Below are 14,701 nucleotides of genomic sequence, written 5' to 3' on the forward strand. Positions count from 1 at the left end.
GGGACCTTCCGTGCAGGCGGTGGCGTCCCCGTGCCGCATGCGCGGCGCGGTTGCAACGGGTGCGTTTCCGCGGGGGAACACGAAGGGTGTTGCGCCGCCGCGTCGCGCGGTGCTAGCCGAGCGCCATGTCCGTAGATACTGCAACCGTGAAGCGGATCGCGAGCCTTGCGCGCATCGCGATCACCGACGAGGACGCCGCCCGCATGGCGCCGGAACTCGGAAACATCCTTGGCTGGATCGAGATGCTGGGCGAGGTCGATACGACCGGCGTCGAGCCGATGACCGCCGTCATCCCCAACACGCTGCGGCTGCGCGACGACGTCGTCAACGCTGATCCGCTGACCGGCGGCAACATCCGCGAGCAGGTCCTGGCCAACGCCCCCGTGGCAGAGCACGGCTTCTTCGCCGTGCCCAAGGTGATCGAATAATGACCGACCTTACCGATCTCGGCATCGCCGGCATCCGCGACGGCGTGCGCGACGGCAGCTTTTCGGCGCGCGACGTCGCCGACGCGTTCATCGTCAAGGTGAGCCAGGCAAAGGCGCTCAACGCGTTCCTGGTCGAGACGCCCGACCATGCGATCGCCGCCGCCACCGCCGCGGATACCGCACGCGCCGCCGGCGAGACGCTCAAGCCGCTGGCCGGCGTGCCGATCGGCATGAAGGACCTGTTCTGCACCAAGGGCGTCACGACGACCGCGGCGAGCCATATCCTCGAAGGCTTCACGCCGACCTATGAGTCGACCGTCTCGCAGAATCTGTGGGATGCGGGCGCGGGAATGCTCGGCAAGCTGAACATGGACCAGTTCGCGATGGGATCGTCGAACGAGACCTCCGCGTTTGGCAACGTGATCAGCCCCTGGAAGCGCAACGACGGCGGCAACGCCGCGCTCGCACCCGGCGGGTCGTCGGGTGGCTCCTCGTCGGCGGTCGCCGCGCGGCTGTGCCCCGGCGCGACCGGCACCGACACCGGCGGCTCGATCCGCCAGCCCGCCGCCTTCACCGGCATCAGCGGCATCAAGCCGACCTATGGCCGCTGCTCGCGCTGGGGGACGATCGCGTTCGCCTCGTCGCTTGACCAGGCGGGGCCGATGGCGCGTGACGTCCGCGACTGCGCGATCCTGCTCGAGGCGATGGCCGGGTTCGATTCGAAGGACGGCACCTCGCTCCAGCTCGCCGTGCCCAAGTGGGAAGCCGGCCTGTCGGCCAGCCTCGCGGGCCTGCGCGTCGGGATTCCCAAGGAATACCGCGTCGAGAACATGCCCGAGGAGATCGAGGCGCTCTGGCAGAAGGGCATCGACTGGCTGAAGGATGCCGGCGCGACGATCGTCGAGGTCTCGCTCCCGCACACCAAATACGCGTTGCCCGCCTATTACATCATCGCGCCGGCCGAGGCGTCGTCGAACCTCGCGCGCTATGACGGCGTGCGCTACGGCATCCGCGACCTGCCCGCGGGCTCGGGATTGCAGGACATGTACGCCGCAACCCGCGCGGACGGCTTTGGCCCCGAGGTGAAGCGCCGCATCATGATCGGCACCTATGTGCTCTCGGCCGGCTACTACGACGCCTATTACACGCAGGCGCAGAAGATCCGGACGCTGATCGCGCGCGATTTCGAAAAGGCGTGGGAGACGTGCGACGTCCTGCTCACGCCGACCGCACCCTCGGCGGCGTTCGCGCTTGGCGAGAAGTCGGCCGATCCGATCGCGATGTATCTGAACGACGTCTTCACCGTGCCGTCGTCGCTCGCGGGTCTGCCGGCAATGTCGGTGCCGGGTGGTCTCGACAAGCAGGGCCTGCCGCTTGGGCTTCAGATCATCGGCAAGCCGCTCGACGAGCAAGGCGTGCTGAACGCCGGGCTTGCGATCGAGCAGCGGGCGGGGTTCACCGCCCGGCCCGAGGCGTGGTGGTAACCGATCGCGCCTTCGTCACGCGCAACGTCGCCGTGCTGCGCGAGGCGCAGAACGCGCTCAACGTCGCGTTCGGGGCGATCCTCAGCGCCTATGTCGGCGTGTCGTTGACCGAGATCGACAACCGGCCGTTCGATCACGCCGTGCTCGCGCGCTTCTTTCTCGGGCTCGCGGTGTTCATCCTGTGCCTGTGCGTCGGCAACAGCGTGATCCTGCGCGGCGATTACCGGCTGGGCGCGGTGTTCTTGGTGCTGGCCGGCGGTGCCGCCGCGGCTGCGCATCACGAGGCGCTGGTGCTCGGTTTCGAGGGCGCGATCCTGCGTATTCTTTCGGCGTGCTGGGTGGTCGGCCTGCTCGGCAGCAACGCGGCACTGACCGCGATCAACTATATTCATCATCGGAACCGGATATGAGCGACTATCGCATTCAGGGCGACACGGGCGAGTGGGAGGTCGTGATCGGCCTCGAAGTCCATGCGCAGGTGACGTCGAACGCCAAGCTGTTCTCGGGCGCGGCGACTGCGTTCGGGGCTGAGCCCAACACGCAGGTCAGCCTCGTCGACGCGGCGATGCCCGGCATGCTGCCGGTGCCAAACCGCGAATGCATCCGCCAGGCGGTGCGCACCGGCATGGCGATCGAGGCGCAGATCAACAAATGGTCGCGGTTCGACCGGAAGAATTATTTCTACGCCGATCTGCCGCAGGGCTATCAGATCAGCCAGCTTTATCATCCGATCGTCGGCGAAGGCGCGATCGACATCAGCCTCGACGAGAAGAACCCCGATGCCGCGGGCAAGCGGATCGGCGTCGAGCGCATCCATGTCGAGCAGGATGCGGGCAAGCTGATGCACGATCAGCATCCGACCCAGTCCTATGTCGATCTCAATCGCTCGGGCGTCGCGCTGATGGAGATCGTATCGAAGCCCGATCTCGCATCGCCCGCGGAAACGGGGGCGTATCTGCGCAAGTTGCGGTCGATCCTGCGCTATGTCGGATCGTGCGACGGCAACATGGAAGAGGGCTCGATGCGCGCCGACGTCAATGTCAGCGTGCGCAAGCCCGGCGACGAACTCGGCACGCGGACCGAGACGAAGAACGTCAATTCGGTGCGCTTCGTGATGGCGGTGGTCGAGCAGGAGGCCAGGCGCCAGGTGGAGGTGCTCGAGGCCGGTGGCAAGATCGTCCAGGAGACGCGGCTCTACGATCCCGATCGCAACGAGACTCGGTCGATGCGGTCGAAGGAAGACGCGCATGATTACCGCTACTTCCCCGATCCGGATCTGTTGCCGCTGGTGCTCGACGACGCCTTCCTCGAGGAATGCCGGGCGTCGCTGCCCGAACTGCCCGACGCGAAGCGCGCGCGCTATGAGGCGCTCGGCATCACCGCCTATCATGCGACCGTGCTGACCGCCGAGGTCGAGGCGGCGCGCTGGTTCGATGCGCTGCTCGATGCGGGCGTGAAGCCGGCGGCGGCGGCGAACTGGACGACGTCGGAGCTGTTCGGTGCGCTCAACCGGACGGGCAGGGACATCGCCAACTCGCCGGTGTCGCCGGCGCAGGCAGCCGAACTGCTCGGGCTGATCGCCGACGGCACGCTGTCGGGCAGCCTTGCCAAGCAGGTGTTCGAGGTGATGCTCGAGACCGGCGACGGCGCGGCCAAGGTCGTCGAGGATCGCGGGCTGAAGCAGACCAGCGACACCGGCGCGATCGAGAAGGTCATCGCCGAGGTGATGGCCGCGAATGCCGACAAGGTCGCGGATTACCGCGGCGGCAAGGACAAGCTGTTCGGGTTCTTCGTCGGCCAGACGATGAAGGCGATGGGGGGCAAGGCCAACCCGGCGGTGGTGAACGAGGTGCTGAAGACCGCGCTCGGGGAGTCGGTGGCGCCGTAAGCCCTGTTCTGCCGGCCTCTGTTCTCCCGCGAAGGCGGGAGTCTAGGGTACCCGCGCGCGACGCTGCTGGACTCTTGGGCCCCCGCCTCCGCGGGGGAACGAGGAACTAGTGAGTAACTTCCCCCTCGGCACCACCCCGGCGAAGGCCGGGGTCCAGTTGGCAAACGTCGCTGATCAGGCGGTGCGTTCCGTTACCTCGACCTCCCAACTGGACCCCGGCCTTCGCCGGGGTGGTGGTAATAATTGGGAGGCTAGGGGCGAGAGCATGAGCCCAGATCGGAAGCGCTACGCCGCCACCTTCTGCGGATGGTGCGGCACCAGGATCAGCACATTCTCCTCGACCCGCCACGATGCGAGTCGCGACAGGAAGTTCATCCCCAGCACGTTGGTATCGCCGAACGCGGGCGACACCACGACCTGAAGGTCGCGCGCGACGATCGCGCCGAGCTTCAATTCGCCGATCCGGCCCGACTGCGCGGGAATCGCACCATTGGCGGTCTGAAGCACGATCGGCACCACGCTCGTCCGCGCATCGATCCCCGCGGCGTCGGCCGTCTTCGTCGAAATCGCGGTGATCGTCGCACCGCTGTCGATCAGCAACCGGCGCTCGACCCCGTCGATCCGCGCCCGCGCCCAGAAATGGCCGTCGGGGGACATGCGGATCCGCACCTCGCCACCGACGACCGTCTGGTCCTCGATCCGCAGCAGCTTGGCGATCTTGCCGAGATAGGGATCGAACTGGCTGCGCTGGCCGATCGCGACGAAGAGCAGGCCGACCAGCGCCAGCGTCATCACCAGATTGACGACCGTCCGGAGGATCGGGATCCGCTGCGCAAGGACGAAGACCAGCACCGCGACCCCGAGTGCCACGTACAGCGTCTGATGCTGGGCCAGGTCGGGGAGCAGCCCGAAAAGCGGGGTGCTGGCGGGCGTGGAAATGGGCGGTTCCTGCAAGAAGGGGGTGGACAGCCTGTGCTATCCACCCCCGCATTTATGGTTGCTGACCGGTGCGGCTTATTGCGCGTCCGAATCCTGGTTCTTGATGACGCCGCCGGTGCCGCCGACGCCGTTGGGCATGCCCGTCTTGGTGAACGTCTCGGGCTCGTCGCCGCCTTCGCCGCGTTCGACCGCGTCGGAGCGCGACTGCACCGCCTGCTCGATGTCGCTGCGCGTATCCGCGTCACGGTCCTCGGGGCGGGTTTCGGGATTGGTGCCCGCATGGGGATCGGCCATGATCAGAACTCTGGCTGGATGGGGGCGGGATCGGTCGAGGGCGCGCCCGGATCGGGAACGTCGATGTCCGGCGCGGGCGGATTGAACTCCGGCGGCGGCGTCGTCGGCTCGGCAGGCGACGAGGGCGTCGGGAATTCTGCTGGGGGTTGGGTAGCCATGATGCTCTCTCCTTCTTCTGCATCAACGCGCACGATCGTATCGAGTTGCCCACCGACTTACCTTGCGTGCTTGCCCCGGGATACAACGTTGGTATAGACGCGCCCGCTACGGCGATGTCCTGTGCGGGCGTGGCGGAACTGGTAGACGCAGCAGGTTTAGGTCCTGCCATCGCAAGATGTGGGGGTTCGAGTCCCTTCGCCCGCACCACTCCGCCGCACTGGCGGGGCGACCGCCAGATGAATTTTTCCCGAATGCTCTTTTAGACAAAGGCCGGACATGCAGACTGTCGAGACGTTGAACGAGGGCCTCAAGCGCGCCTACACCCTCACCATCACTGCGAAGGATATCGATTCGAAGGTCGATGTCGAGCTGAAGCGCCTCGCGCCGCAGATGAAGATGCCGGGCTTCCGTCCGGGCAAGGTGCCGGCAAACCTCATCCGCAAGATGCACGGCCCCGCGCTGACGCAGGACGCGCTGAACGCCGCGATCCAGGAAGGCGTGCAGAGCCTCGTCGCCGAAAAGCAGCTGCGTCCCGCGATGCAGCCTTCGGTCGAGCTGGAAGACGGCTATGACCTCGGCAAGGACGCAGTCGTCAAGGTCGAGATGGAGGTCCTGCCGCAGGTCCCCTCACCCGCGATCGACGGCCTGAAGCTCGAGCGCCTGACCGTGCCCGTCGCCGACGAGGCGGTCACCGAGCAGCTCCAGAAGTTCGCCGACCAGCAGAAGAAGTGGGACGACGCCGCTGACGATTATGTCGCGGCGATGGGCGATCTCGTCACCGTCGATTTTGTCGGCAAGACCGCCGATGGCGTCGCGTTCGACGGCGGCACGGGCACCGACATGGGCGTCGAGCTCGGTGCCGGGCGTCTGATCCCCGGTTTCGAGGATCAGCTCGTCGGCGTGAAGACCGGCGAGGAGAAGGTCCTGAACGTGACCTTCCCCGAGGAGTATCAGGAGAAGTCGCTCGCGGGTCAGCCGGCGACGTTCGACATCACCGTCAAGTCGGTGAAGACCGCGGGCGAGAGCAAGATCGACGAGGATCTCGCCAAGTCGCTGGGTCTCGAGAGCCTCGAGCAGCTTTCGGGCCTGCTCAAGGGTCAGATCGAGCAAGAGCATAACGGGCTCACGCGCACGCACATGAAGCGCAAGCTGCTCGACCAGCTTGCCGAGGGTCATGACTTTGAGGTTCCGCCGTCGATGGTGGAAGCCGAGTTCAACCAGATCTGGTCGCAGCTCCAGCACGAAGCCACGCACGAAGCCGATCCCGAGGCCGCAATGGCCGAGATGGAAGGCGAGCGCGACGATTACCGCAAGATCGCCGAGCGTCGCGTGCGCCTAGGCCTGCTCCTGTCCGAGATCGGCCAGGCGAATGGCGTCGAGGTTTCCAACCAGGAAATGCAGCGTCTGCTGGCACAGGCTGCGCAGCAGTATCCCGCCGAGCAGCGTCAGCAGTTCATGCAGTATGTCCAGTCCGAGCCGATGGCCGCTGCCCAGCTGCGCGCCCCGCTGTACGAGGACAAGGTCGTCGACTTCCTGTTCGAAAAGGCCGAGATCACCGACCGCGAAGCCACCCGCGAGGAGCTGGAAGCTGCGATCGAGAGCGAGGATGGTTTCGCCAGCGGCACGCACGTGCATGACCACGACAACCACAAGCCGAAGAAGAAGGCTGCCGCCAAGAAGAAGGCAGCGCCTGCCGACGACGCAGCGGTGACGGACGAGGCGCCCGCTTCGGACGCCGCGGACGAGGCCAAGCCTGCCAAGAAGGCTCCCGCCAAGAAGAAGGCGGCTCCGGTCGAGGCCGAGACGGCGGTGACGGAATCGTCGCCGGTCGCGGCTAAAAATGCCGAGGGCACCGAAGCTGCGGACGCTCCGGCCAAGAAGCCGCGCGCCAAGAAGGCGGCGACCAAGACCGAGGCGTAAGCCGATCGGAGTGCCTCGTCGCTGAGGCACTCCCCCCGTTTTCGGGCCACTTCCCCGGCGGAGGCCGGGGTCCAGTTGGAAAGGTTGCTGTGACGGCGCGCAAAGCTTCGTTATGGACCTTCCCCAACTGGGCCCCTGCCGCCGCCGGGGATTTGCGTTGATTGGAAGACGCGTTGATCGTTACGCCGTCTTCGACTGTACAGGGCAGGGCATGACCGAACCGAGAATCGCCGTCCTGCTGCCCTGCTACAACGAAGAGGCCGCGATCGCGCAGACCGTGGCGGGGTTCCGTGCCGCGCTGCCGAGCGCGACGATCTACGTCTACGATAACAACAGCGCCGACCGCACGGTCGCGGTCGCCCGTGCAGCCGGTGCCGTCGTCCGGACCGAACGGATCCAGGGCAAGGGCGCGGTCGTCCGGCGGATGTTCGCGGATATTGATGCCGATATCTATGTGATGGCGGACGGCGACGCGACCTATGACGCGGCATCCGCGCCGGCGCTGGTCGCGCGCGTGCTCGACGAGCAGCTCGACATGGTCGTCGGTTCGCGGATCAGCCAGGTCCAGGAAAGCTATCGCCGCGGGCACCGGTTCGGCAACGCGCTGCTCACGGGCATGCTCGCACGGCTCTTCGGGCGCAGCTTCACCGACATCCTGTCGGGCTACCGCGTCTTCTCGCGGCGGTTCGTGAAGAGCTTTCCGTCGCTGTCGGCGGGGTTCGAGATCGAGACCGAGATCAGCGTCCACGCGCTCGAACTCAAGATGCCGATCGGCGAGGTCGAGACGCCGTATTTCGCGCGCCCCGAGGGGTCCGAATCGAAGCTGAGCACGTACGGCGACGGCTGGCGGATCCTGCGGACGATCATGACGCTGTACCGGATCGAGCGGCCCTTGTGGTTCTTCGGCGCGATCGGCGGAGCGTTCGCGCTGCTCGCGCTGTTGCTCGGCATCCCGCTGGTGCTGACCTATCTCGAAATCCATCAGGTGCCGCGCTTCCCGACCGCGATCCTGATCACCGGGCTCGGCATCTTTGCCGCGCTGAACGTCTTTACGGGGCTGATCCTCGACACGGTCGTCCGCGGCCGCCGCGAGGTTCGGCGGCTCGCCTACCTGGCCTACCCCGCGCCTGGCGTCTGACTCCCGCTCTCGGGAGGGGCGGGGGGTAGGTGGTTCTCCTGACGGGTAGCAGGGCTTGAACTCCCCCGTGCGAGCGCCGATGTTGGCGGTTCACTGGGGCATAAGAGAGATTTCCATGCACAATCCGTTCGAGACCGGCGATTTCGCGAGCCCGTTGGCCAGCGCCGGGCTCGGCCTGCAGCAGACGCAAGCAGGCCTTGTTCCCATCGTTATCGAGCAGTCGAACCGCGGTGAGCGCTCGTTCGACATCTTCTCGCGCCTGCTCCGCGAGCGCATCATCTTCGTGACGGGCGGCGTCGAGGACGGCATGGCCTCGCTGATCACTGCCCAGCTCCTCTTCCTCGAGTCCGAGAACCCGAAGAAGGACATTTTCATGTACATCAACTCGCCGGGCGGTGTCGTCACGGCGGGCATGGCGATCCATGACACGATGCGGTATATTCGTCCCCGCGTCGGCACGGTGTGCATCGGCCAGGCCGCCTCGATGGGCAGCTTCCTGCTCGCGAGCGGTGAACCCGGCATGCGCGTCGCGATGACCAACGCGCGTATCATGATCCATCAGCCATCGGGCGGTGCACAGGGCATGGCGAGCGACATTGAGATCCAGGCGCGCGAGATCCTGCGCATCCGCAAGCGGATGAACGAGCTCTATTCGCAGTATACCGGTCAGCCGATCGAGGAAATCGAACGCCGGATGGACCGCGACACCTTCCTTGAGGCGAACGAGGCGAAGGATTTCGGTCTGGTCGACGAGGTTTTCGACAAGCGTCCCGCCCCCGCGGACGACGCGGCGAAACCTGCATAAGGCGAATCGTAAGCCTGGCGGGTTTATTTGATTGTAGGATATCCGGGGTGCGTTACGATGACCGCCCCGGAAACGGCACGCGCACCGACATGCGCGAGAGGTGATTGAATGACGAAGCTGAGCGGTGGCGACTCGAAGAGCACCCTCTATTGCTCGTTCTGCGGCAAGTCGCAGCACGAGGTGCGCAAGCTGATCGCCGGGCCGACGGTCTTCATCTGCGACGAGTGCGTCGAGCTATGCAACGACATCATCCGTGAGGAAACGAAGTCGGCGCTGGTGTCCAAGAAGGACGGCGGCGTACCGACTCCGCAGGAGATCTGCGACGTCCTCGACGATTATGTGATCGGCCAGAAGCGCGCCAAGCGCGTCCTGTCGGTGGCGGTGCACAATCACTACAAGCGGCTCAACCACGGCGCCAAGGGTGCCGATGTCGAGCTGTCCAAGTCGAACATCCTGCTCGTCGGGCCGACGGGTTGCGGCAAGACGCTGCTCGCACAGACGCTCGCCCGCATCCTCGACGTGCCGTTCACGATGGCCGATGCGACGACGCTGACCGAGGCCGGCTATGTCGGTGAGGATGTCGAGAACATCATCCTCAAGCTGCTCCAGGCGTCGGACTATAACGTCGAGCGGGCGCAGCGCGGGATCGTCTATATCGACGAGATCGACAAGATCAGCCGCAAGGCAGAGAATCCCTCGATCACGCGCGACGTGTCGGGCGAGGGCGTTCAGCAGGCACTGCTCAAGCTGATGGAAGGCACGACCGCGAGCGTTCCGCCGCAGGGTGGTCGCAAGCATCCGCAGCAGGAATTCCTGCAGGTGGACACAACCAACATCCTGTTCATCTGCGGCGGTGCATTTTCGGGTCTCGAAAAGATCATCGGCGATCGCCTTCAGGGCAAGTCGATCGGCTTCGGCGCCTATGTCGCTGGACCTGACGAGCGCAAGACCGGCGAGACGCTGAAGTCGGTCGAGCCAGAGGATCTGCTCAAGTTTGGGCTCATCCCCGAGTTCGTCGGTCGTCTGCCGGTGATCGCAACGCTCGAGGATCTCGACGTCGACGCGCTGGTGAAGATCCTGAAGGAGCCGAAGAACGCGCTGGTCAAGCAGTACCAGAAGCTGTTCGAGATGGAGGACGTCGCGCTCGGCTTTACCGACGACGCGCTCGTCTCGGTCGCCAAGAAGGGCATCGAGCGCAAGACCGGTGCACGCGGGCTACGCTCGATCCTCGAGAGCATCCTGCTCGACACGATGTTCGACCTGCCCGGCATGGACGGCGTCGACGAGGTGATGATCGACAAGGACGTGATCGAGGGCCGCAAGGAACCGATCCGCGTCTATGCCGAGAAGAAGAAGGCCGGCGACGCGGCCTGATCCGCGGCGATACCGGTGAGGAAGGGGCGTCGAGCGATCGGCGCCCTTTTTTTTGTTCCGGGAAGGCGCTTCATTGTCCGTCATCCTGACGAACGTGAGGATGACGGGGCGTGCGTTCGCGGCCGCGTGGGCGGTGGATCGTCAGCGGGACGGACCCTTATCGGGGCGTCGGGCATTCGTTGTCTTAGTGCAACGAGGGAGACCGCATGACGATCGAAGTGGCTGAACAACCGAAGGTAACGGTGGTGGAGACGATGCCGGACCGGCTGGCATTGCCGGTCTGGACGCTGATCGCACCCGGCTTGGGGCTCGTCGCGGTGCTCTTCGGCCTCGCCAAGATGGGGTCGATCGGGACGGCGGCGGCGATCGTGGTGCTGATCGCCAGCGTGCTCGCCGCGGTTCACCATGCCGAGGTCATCGCGCATAAGGTCGGCGAGCCGTTCGGCACGCTCGTGCTCGCGATCGCGGTGACGGTGATCGAGGTGTCGCTGATCGTGTCGCTGATGCTGTCGGATGCCGGCGACGCCGCGGCGCTCGCGCGCGACACGGTGTTCGCCGCGATCATGATCATCCTCAACTTCATCATCGGGCTCTGCCTACTCGCGGGCGCGGTGCGGCATCACGAACAGCGTTTCACGTTGAAGGGGATGAGCGCCGCGCTGGGCGTGCTGGCGGCGATGTCGGTTCTCTCGCTCATCCTGCCCAACTACACCTCGTCGACGACCGGGCCGACCTATGCGCCGTCGCAGCTGGTGTTCGTCGCGATCGTCTCGCTGGTGCTCTACGGTACGTTCGTGCTGGTCCAGACGGTCCGTCACCGCGACTATTTCCTGCCCTCCGCCGAGGACCTCGAGACGCACGCACATGCCGCGCCGCCATCGCAGCGCGCGACGGGGATCGCGTTCGGCATGCTGCTCGCCGCACTGGTGTCGGTCGTCCTGCTTGCCAAGACGCTGTCGCCGACGATCGAGGCCGCCGTGCTCGGCGCAGGCCTGCCGCTCGCCGTCGTCGGGGTGGTGATCGCCGCGCTGGTGCTCGCACCCGAGAGCCTCGCCGCGTACAAGGCGGCGCGGCGCAACCGGTTGCAGACCAGCCTCAATCTTGCATTGGGCTCTGCGCTGGCGACGATCGGGCTGACGATCCCGAGCGTCGCGATCGTCTCGCTCGTGCTCGACCTGCCGCTTGCACTGGGGATCGACGCCAAGGGGATGACGCTGCTCGCGCTGTCGCTTTTCGTGGCGACGCTGTCGCTCGGCACCGGACGCACGACCGTGCTGCAGGGCGTCCTCCACCTCGTGATCTTCGCCGCCTATCTGTTCACGACGGTCGTGCCCTAGGGGCGCTTATCCATCACCCACTCCGTCATCCTGACTTTCTTCAGGATGACGGCTGGGGTGGTATCCGCGAGTGACTTGCATTAGCATCACTTCAGCGGGTTTCGACCCAATAAGCGGGAGAGCGGATGTGAAGACGGCATGGATGGGCGCAGCGATGCTCGCGCTGATGGCAGCAGGCGCGGCGGATGCGCATGAAGTGTGGGTCGAGCGCGACGGGGCAGGACCCGCGCGGATCTATCTCGGCGAGCCCGCCGAACCGATGCCCGCGGGCGGCGATCCCGAATTCGCCAATCTGAAGACGCCGCGAATCGTCGCGCCCGCCGCAGCGGCGCTTGTCCGCAAGGCCGGGTTCCTCGAGGCGCAGCTACCCGCGGGCGACGTGCATGTCTGGGACGACGACGTGTTCGCGCCCTGGGGTGATCCGGGCAAGCGCGAGGGCATCATCTATTATGCGCGCGCCGGTCGTGCCGATCCGCGTACCAAATTGCCGTTCGAGATCGCACCCGCGACCGCGAACGGGACGCGCTTCGTCCTGACGCGCGAGGGGAAGCCGGTCGCGGGCGCGAAGGTCACGCTGATCTCGCCGACGCGCGTCTCGACCGAACTGGTCACCGACGCCGCGGGTGCGATCACGCCGCCGCTCGTCGAGAGGGGCCGCTATCTCCTGTCCGCCGCCGCCAAGGATATGACCGAGCACAGCCTGCCGCGCGGGCCGGTGACGACGCTCCACCGGATCACGACGACCAGCTTCACGCTCCCCTGAGACCGCGCGCCGGCTGCGCCGCCGGCCGCGTCAGCGCGCGCGTTGCCGGGCCGCGAGCGCGAGGCCCGCGGCGATCTGGACGACGGCATAGAGGCGGCGGCGGCCCGGGCGGTCGACGAACGGATGGACCAGCGCCTCGGTGCCGAGCGCGTCGTCCTTCCACAGATCGACGTGGCGGCTAGGCTGGAGCAATCCGAGCAGCCCGTCGCCGACCATGAAGATCGCCGCCATTTCCGCGGCGCGGGCGGGCCACAGGTTCTCCTGCGCACGCAGAAGCCCAGGGTCAGGCGCGCCGACGCTTGTGGCTCCTGGGCCCCCGCCTTCGAGGGGGACCGGGGGTGCGTCGGTCATTGCGGTTTCGCCTTCGCTGCCTGTGCGGATTTCCATGCGGCCACCGCCTCGAGGGCGATGCTCCGGCGCAGGACCAGCGCATCGGGGTCGATCACGACATGCGCGCCCTTCGGCACGGCAAGCGTCGCGGTGCCCGTCGTCATCGGCAGCGTCCGCGTCTTGCCGTCGATCTGCACCTCGACCGGCAGCGGGAAGCGGCCATTGCCCGGCACCTTCCACGCCAGCGTCAGCGTGGTGCCGGTGCGTGTCTCGATCAGCTCGGGCAGTGCCGCCTGGCGGAGATACACGTCGAAGAACCAGCCATAATCCTTGCCGGTGACGCGGCGGACGATCGCCTCATACTCCTTTGTCGAGCCGAAGCGGGGGGTGAAGTTGCCGGGCTTCGGATCGGGGCGGCCATAGACCGCGCGGCGCGTCACGTCGAAAAAGGCGGTGTCGCCGATCAGGTTGCGCAGCGTGTGCAGCATCCACGACCCCTTGTTGTAGATGTCCTGCCCGGCGCCGCCCTTGTCGAGCTCATACACCTCCTCCTCGGTGGTGATCCGCTGCTGGGTCATCGGCATGCGGTTCATGATCGATGCACGCTCACCCTGCAGCATCGTCGCATAGCGCGCGCGCCCCTCGCGCCACTGGCCATAGAGCGGCTGCATATAGGTACCATAGCCCTCGTGCAGCCAGTAATCGTCCCAGTTGGCGGCGGTCAGCTGGTTGCCGAACCATTCATGCGCGAACTCGTGCTGGAACAGCCAGTCGAACCCCTCGGGCGCCTTGGCATAGTCGTTGCCGTACGCGTTGATCGTCTGGTGCTCCATGCCCTTGTGCGGGGTCTCGACGACGCCCAGCTTCTCGTCGCCGAACGGGTAGGGGCCGATCACGCTCTCGAAAAAGTCGAGCGTCGGGGCGAATTCGGCGAACAGCTTCTCCGCCTGCGGCTTCTCGCCCGGCAGATACCAGTAGAACATTGGAATGCTGTTGCCGAAGCGGCTCTTGTAGGAGCCGCGGACCTCCTCATACGGCCCGACATTCAGCGCGATGCCGTACGTGTTGGGGTGCTTGGCGCGCCAGTTCCAGGTGGTGCGGCCGTCGGCGAACGTGTCGACGCCGACCAGCACGCCGTTCGACGGCGCCTTCAGCCCCTTGGGCACGGTGATGTGAAGATCGACCAGCGCAGGCTCGCCGGTCGGAAAATCGAGGCACGGCCAGAACAGGTCGCAGCCATAGCCCTCCGCCGTGGTCGCGAACCAGGTGCGCCCGTCGGGCGTCTTCGACCAGACCATGCCGTCGTCCCACGGCGCCTTTACCGCGACATGCGGCGTGCCCCCATAAGTGATCGTCGCAGTCACCTTGCCGCCCGCCGGCACCGGCCGGGGCAGGGTGATGGTCAGCCGCCCTTCCGGATTGGTCCAGGCGGAAGCGGGCAGCGCGACGCCGTCGATCGCGATGGCGGTCACCGGCAGGTTGCGGTCGAGATCGATCGGCAACCGCGCGACCGGCGCCCGCGCGGTGAAGCGCAGCGTCGCGACGCCGTTCAGCCGCTGCGCATCGGGCAGCACCTCGAAGGCGAGGTCGGCATGGTCGAACTGCAGCGCGGTCTGTTCGGGGGTGAGCACGCCCCCCGAACGCTGCGTCTGCGCGGTGATCGCGGGCTCGCCCTTGCGCGGCAGCTGCGCTGAGACGGGGGGGATGGCGAGCAGCGCGGTGCAGCTGGCGGCGAGGAGGAGGCGCGGGATCATGCGGCGCGTTGTTGCGCGGCGGTCGGATCGATACAAGAGCGATAGGCGCACCCGTGATAGGGCGGCACGGTGTGACGGAGTCCCGGAC

15 protein-coding genes and 1 tRNA gene are annotated in these 14,701 nt (G+C 66.4%); 11 read left to right on the top strand and 5 right to left on the bottom strand.

What is annotated here, in order from left to right; translation table 11 throughout:
* Window positions 1-125: 125 nt before the first annotated feature.
* Genes gatC through gatB form a run of 4 tightly spaced genes read left to right on the top strand, consistent with a single transcriptional unit; the run spans window position 126 to window position 3,800 of the window.
* Complete coding sequence (gatC, locus tag FHY04_RS02530; RefSeq protein WP_031396405.1) at window positions 126-428, top strand: Asp-tRNA(Asn)/Glu-tRNA(Gln) amidotransferase subunit GatC; 303 nt, start codon at window positions 126-128, stop codon at window positions 426-428.
* Window positions 428-1,912, top strand: coding sequence for an Asp-tRNA(Asn)/Glu-tRNA(Gln) amidotransferase subunit GatA (gene gatA / locus FHY04_RS02535; RefSeq protein ID WP_183935272.1), 1,485 nt, complete (start codon window positions 428-430; stop codon window positions 1,910-1,912). Before gatC ends, gatA begins: the two co-directional genes overlap by 1 nt.
* Window positions 1,903-2,322 (top strand): hypothetical protein, encoded by a 420-nt coding sequence (locus FHY04_RS02540; RefSeq protein ID WP_031438974.1) that lies wholly within the window; start codon window positions 1,903-1,905, stop codon window positions 2,320-2,322. The genes gatA and FHY04_RS02540 overlap by 10 nt, the downstream gene beginning before the upstream one ends.
* Window positions 2,319-3,800: an Asp-tRNA(Asn)/Glu-tRNA(Gln) amidotransferase subunit GatB gene (gene gatB, locus FHY04_RS02545; protein WP_183935273.1), complete on the top strand. Its 1,482-nt coding sequence runs from the start codon at window positions 2,319-2,321 to the stop codon at window positions 3,798-3,800. Before FHY04_RS02540 ends, gatB begins: the two co-directional genes overlap by 4 nt.
* A 285-nt stretch (window positions 3,801-4,085) precedes the next feature.
* Here the strand turns inward: gatB and FHY04_RS02550 are convergent, their stop codons facing one another.
* From FHY04_RS02550 to FHY04_RS02560, 3 genes are read right to left on the bottom strand one after another with little or no spacing between them, the layout of a single operon-like run.
* Window positions 4,086-4,754: a TIGR02281 family clan AA aspartic protease gene (locus FHY04_RS02550; protein ID WP_234387754.1), complete on the bottom strand. Its 669-nt coding sequence runs from the start codon at window positions 4,752-4,754 to the stop codon at window positions 4,086-4,088.
* 60 nt (window positions 4,755-4,814) lie between these two features.
* Window positions 4,815-5,033 (bottom strand): hypothetical protein, encoded by a 219-nt coding sequence (locus tag FHY04_RS02555; protein ID WP_183935274.1) that lies wholly within the window; start codon window positions 5,031-5,033, stop codon window positions 4,815-4,817.
* Window positions 5,034-5,035: 2 nt separating this feature from the next.
* On the bottom strand, window positions 5,036-5,191 hold the full coding sequence (locus FHY04_RS02560) for a hypothetical protein (RefSeq protein WP_166747620.1): 156 nt from the start codon (window positions 5,189-5,191) through the stop codon (window positions 5,036-5,038).
* 123 nt (window positions 5,192-5,314) lie between these two features.
* Here FHY04_RS02560 and FHY04_RS02565 point away from each other — a divergent pair.
* From FHY04_RS02565 to FHY04_RS02595, 7 genes are all read left to right on the top strand, one after another.
* Window positions 5,315-5,399 (top strand) — tRNA-Leu (locus FHY04_RS02565).
* Between the two features lie 69 nt (window positions 5,400-5,468).
* Window positions 5,469-7,112: a trigger factor gene (gene tig, locus FHY04_RS02570; protein WP_183935275.1), complete on the top strand. Its 1,644-nt coding sequence runs from the start codon at window positions 5,469-5,471 to the stop codon at window positions 7,110-7,112.
* Window positions 7,113-7,323: 211 nt separating this feature from the next.
* A complete protein-coding gene (locus FHY04_RS02575; RefSeq protein ID WP_183935276.1) occupies window positions 7,324-8,250 on the top strand; it encodes a glycosyltransferase family 2 protein in 927 nt (308 codons plus the stop codon).
* A gap of 115 nt (window positions 8,251-8,365) precedes the next feature.
* Window positions 8,366-9,055, top strand: coding sequence for an ATP-dependent Clp protease proteolytic subunit (locus FHY04_RS02580; RefSeq protein WP_031396413.1), 690 nt, complete (start codon window positions 8,366-8,368; stop codon window positions 9,053-9,055).
* Between the two features lie 108 nt (window positions 9,056-9,163).
* Complete coding sequence (clpX, locus tag FHY04_RS02585; RefSeq protein WP_031396414.1) at window positions 9,164-10,429, top strand: ATP-dependent Clp protease ATP-binding subunit ClpX; 1,266 nt, start codon at window positions 9,164-9,166, stop codon at window positions 10,427-10,429.
* 206 nt (window positions 10,430-10,635) lie between these two features.
* Complete coding sequence (locus FHY04_RS02590) at window positions 10,636-11,766, top strand: calcium:proton antiporter (RefSeq protein ID WP_197975092.1); 1,131 nt, start codon at window positions 10,636-10,638, stop codon at window positions 11,764-11,766.
* A 127-nt stretch (window positions 11,767-11,893) separates the two neighbouring features.
* Window positions 11,894-12,529, top strand: coding sequence for a DUF4198 domain-containing protein (locus FHY04_RS02595; protein WP_311723374.1), 636 nt, complete (start codon window positions 11,894-11,896; stop codon window positions 12,527-12,529).
* Between the two features lie 30 nt (window positions 12,530-12,559).
* On the opposite strand, the gene FHY04_RS22400 is transcribed toward FHY04_RS02595, so the two are convergent.
* Both FHY04_RS22400 and FHY04_RS02605 read right to left on the bottom strand, forming a co-directional pair.
* Window positions 12,560-12,880: a hypothetical protein gene (locus FHY04_RS22400; RefSeq protein WP_260171272.1), complete on the bottom strand. Its 321-nt coding sequence runs from the start codon at window positions 12,878-12,880 to the stop codon at window positions 12,560-12,562.
* Complete coding sequence (locus FHY04_RS02605) at window positions 12,877-14,613, bottom strand: M1 family metallopeptidase (RefSeq protein ID WP_183935277.1); 1,737 nt, start codon at window positions 14,611-14,613, stop codon at window positions 12,877-12,879. Before FHY04_RS02605 ends, FHY04_RS22400 begins: the two co-directional genes overlap by 4 nt.
* Between the last annotated feature and the right edge of the window lie 88 nt (window positions 14,614-14,701).

This window comes from Sphingomonas sp. BK481 (genome assembly GCF_014194875.1).
Taxonomy (GTDB): domain Bacteria; phylum Pseudomonadota; class Alphaproteobacteria; order Sphingomonadales; family Sphingomonadaceae; genus Sphingomonas; species Sphingomonas aerolata.

What these genes read in the sequence shown, in the direction of transcription:
- gatC (WP_031396405.1), top strand. Translation starts at nt 126, where the DNA reads ATGTCCGTAGATACTGCAACCGTGAAGCGGATCGCGAGCCTTGCGCGC.
- gatA (WP_183935272.1), top strand. Translation starts at nt 428, where the DNA reads ATGACCGACCTTACCGATCTCGGCATCGCCGGCATCCGCGACGGCGTG.
- gatB (WP_183935273.1), top strand. Translation starts at nt 2,319, where the DNA reads ATGAGCGACTATCGCATTCAGGGCGACACGGGCGAGTGGGAGGTCGTG.
- FHY04_RS02555 (WP_183935274.1), bottom strand. Translation starts at nt 5,033, where the DNA reads ATGGCCGATCCCCATGCGGGCACCAATCCCGAAACCCGCCCCGAGGAC.
- FHY04_RS02560 (WP_166747620.1), bottom strand. Translation starts at nt 5,191, where the DNA reads ATGGCTACCCAACCCCCAGCAGAATTCCCGACGCCCTCGTCGCCTGCC.
- tig (WP_183935275.1), top strand. Translation starts at nt 5,469, where the DNA reads ATGCAGACTGTCGAGACGTTGAACGAGGGCCTCAAGCGCGCCTACACC.
- FHY04_RS02575 (WP_183935276.1), top strand. Translation starts at nt 7,324, where the DNA reads ATGACCGAACCGAGAATCGCCGTCCTGCTGCCCTGCTACAACGAAGAG.
- FHY04_RS02580 (WP_031396413.1), top strand. Translation starts at nt 8,366, where the DNA reads ATGCACAATCCGTTCGAGACCGGCGATTTCGCGAGCCCGTTGGCCAGC.
- clpX (WP_031396414.1), top strand. Translation starts at nt 9,164, where the DNA reads ATGACGAAGCTGAGCGGTGGCGACTCGAAGAGCACCCTCTATTGCTCG.
- FHY04_RS02590 (WP_197975092.1), top strand. Translation starts at nt 10,636, where the DNA reads ATGACGATCGAAGTGGCTGAACAACCGAAGGTAACGGTGGTGGAGACG.
- FHY04_RS22400 (WP_260171272.1), bottom strand. Translation starts at nt 12,880, where the DNA reads ATGACCGACGCACCCCCGGTCCCCCTCGAAGGCGGGGGCCCAGGAGCC.
- FHY04_RS02605 (WP_183935277.1), bottom strand. Translation starts at nt 14,613, where the DNA reads ATGATCCCGCGCCTCCTCCTCGCCGCCAGCTGCACCGCGCTGCTCGCC.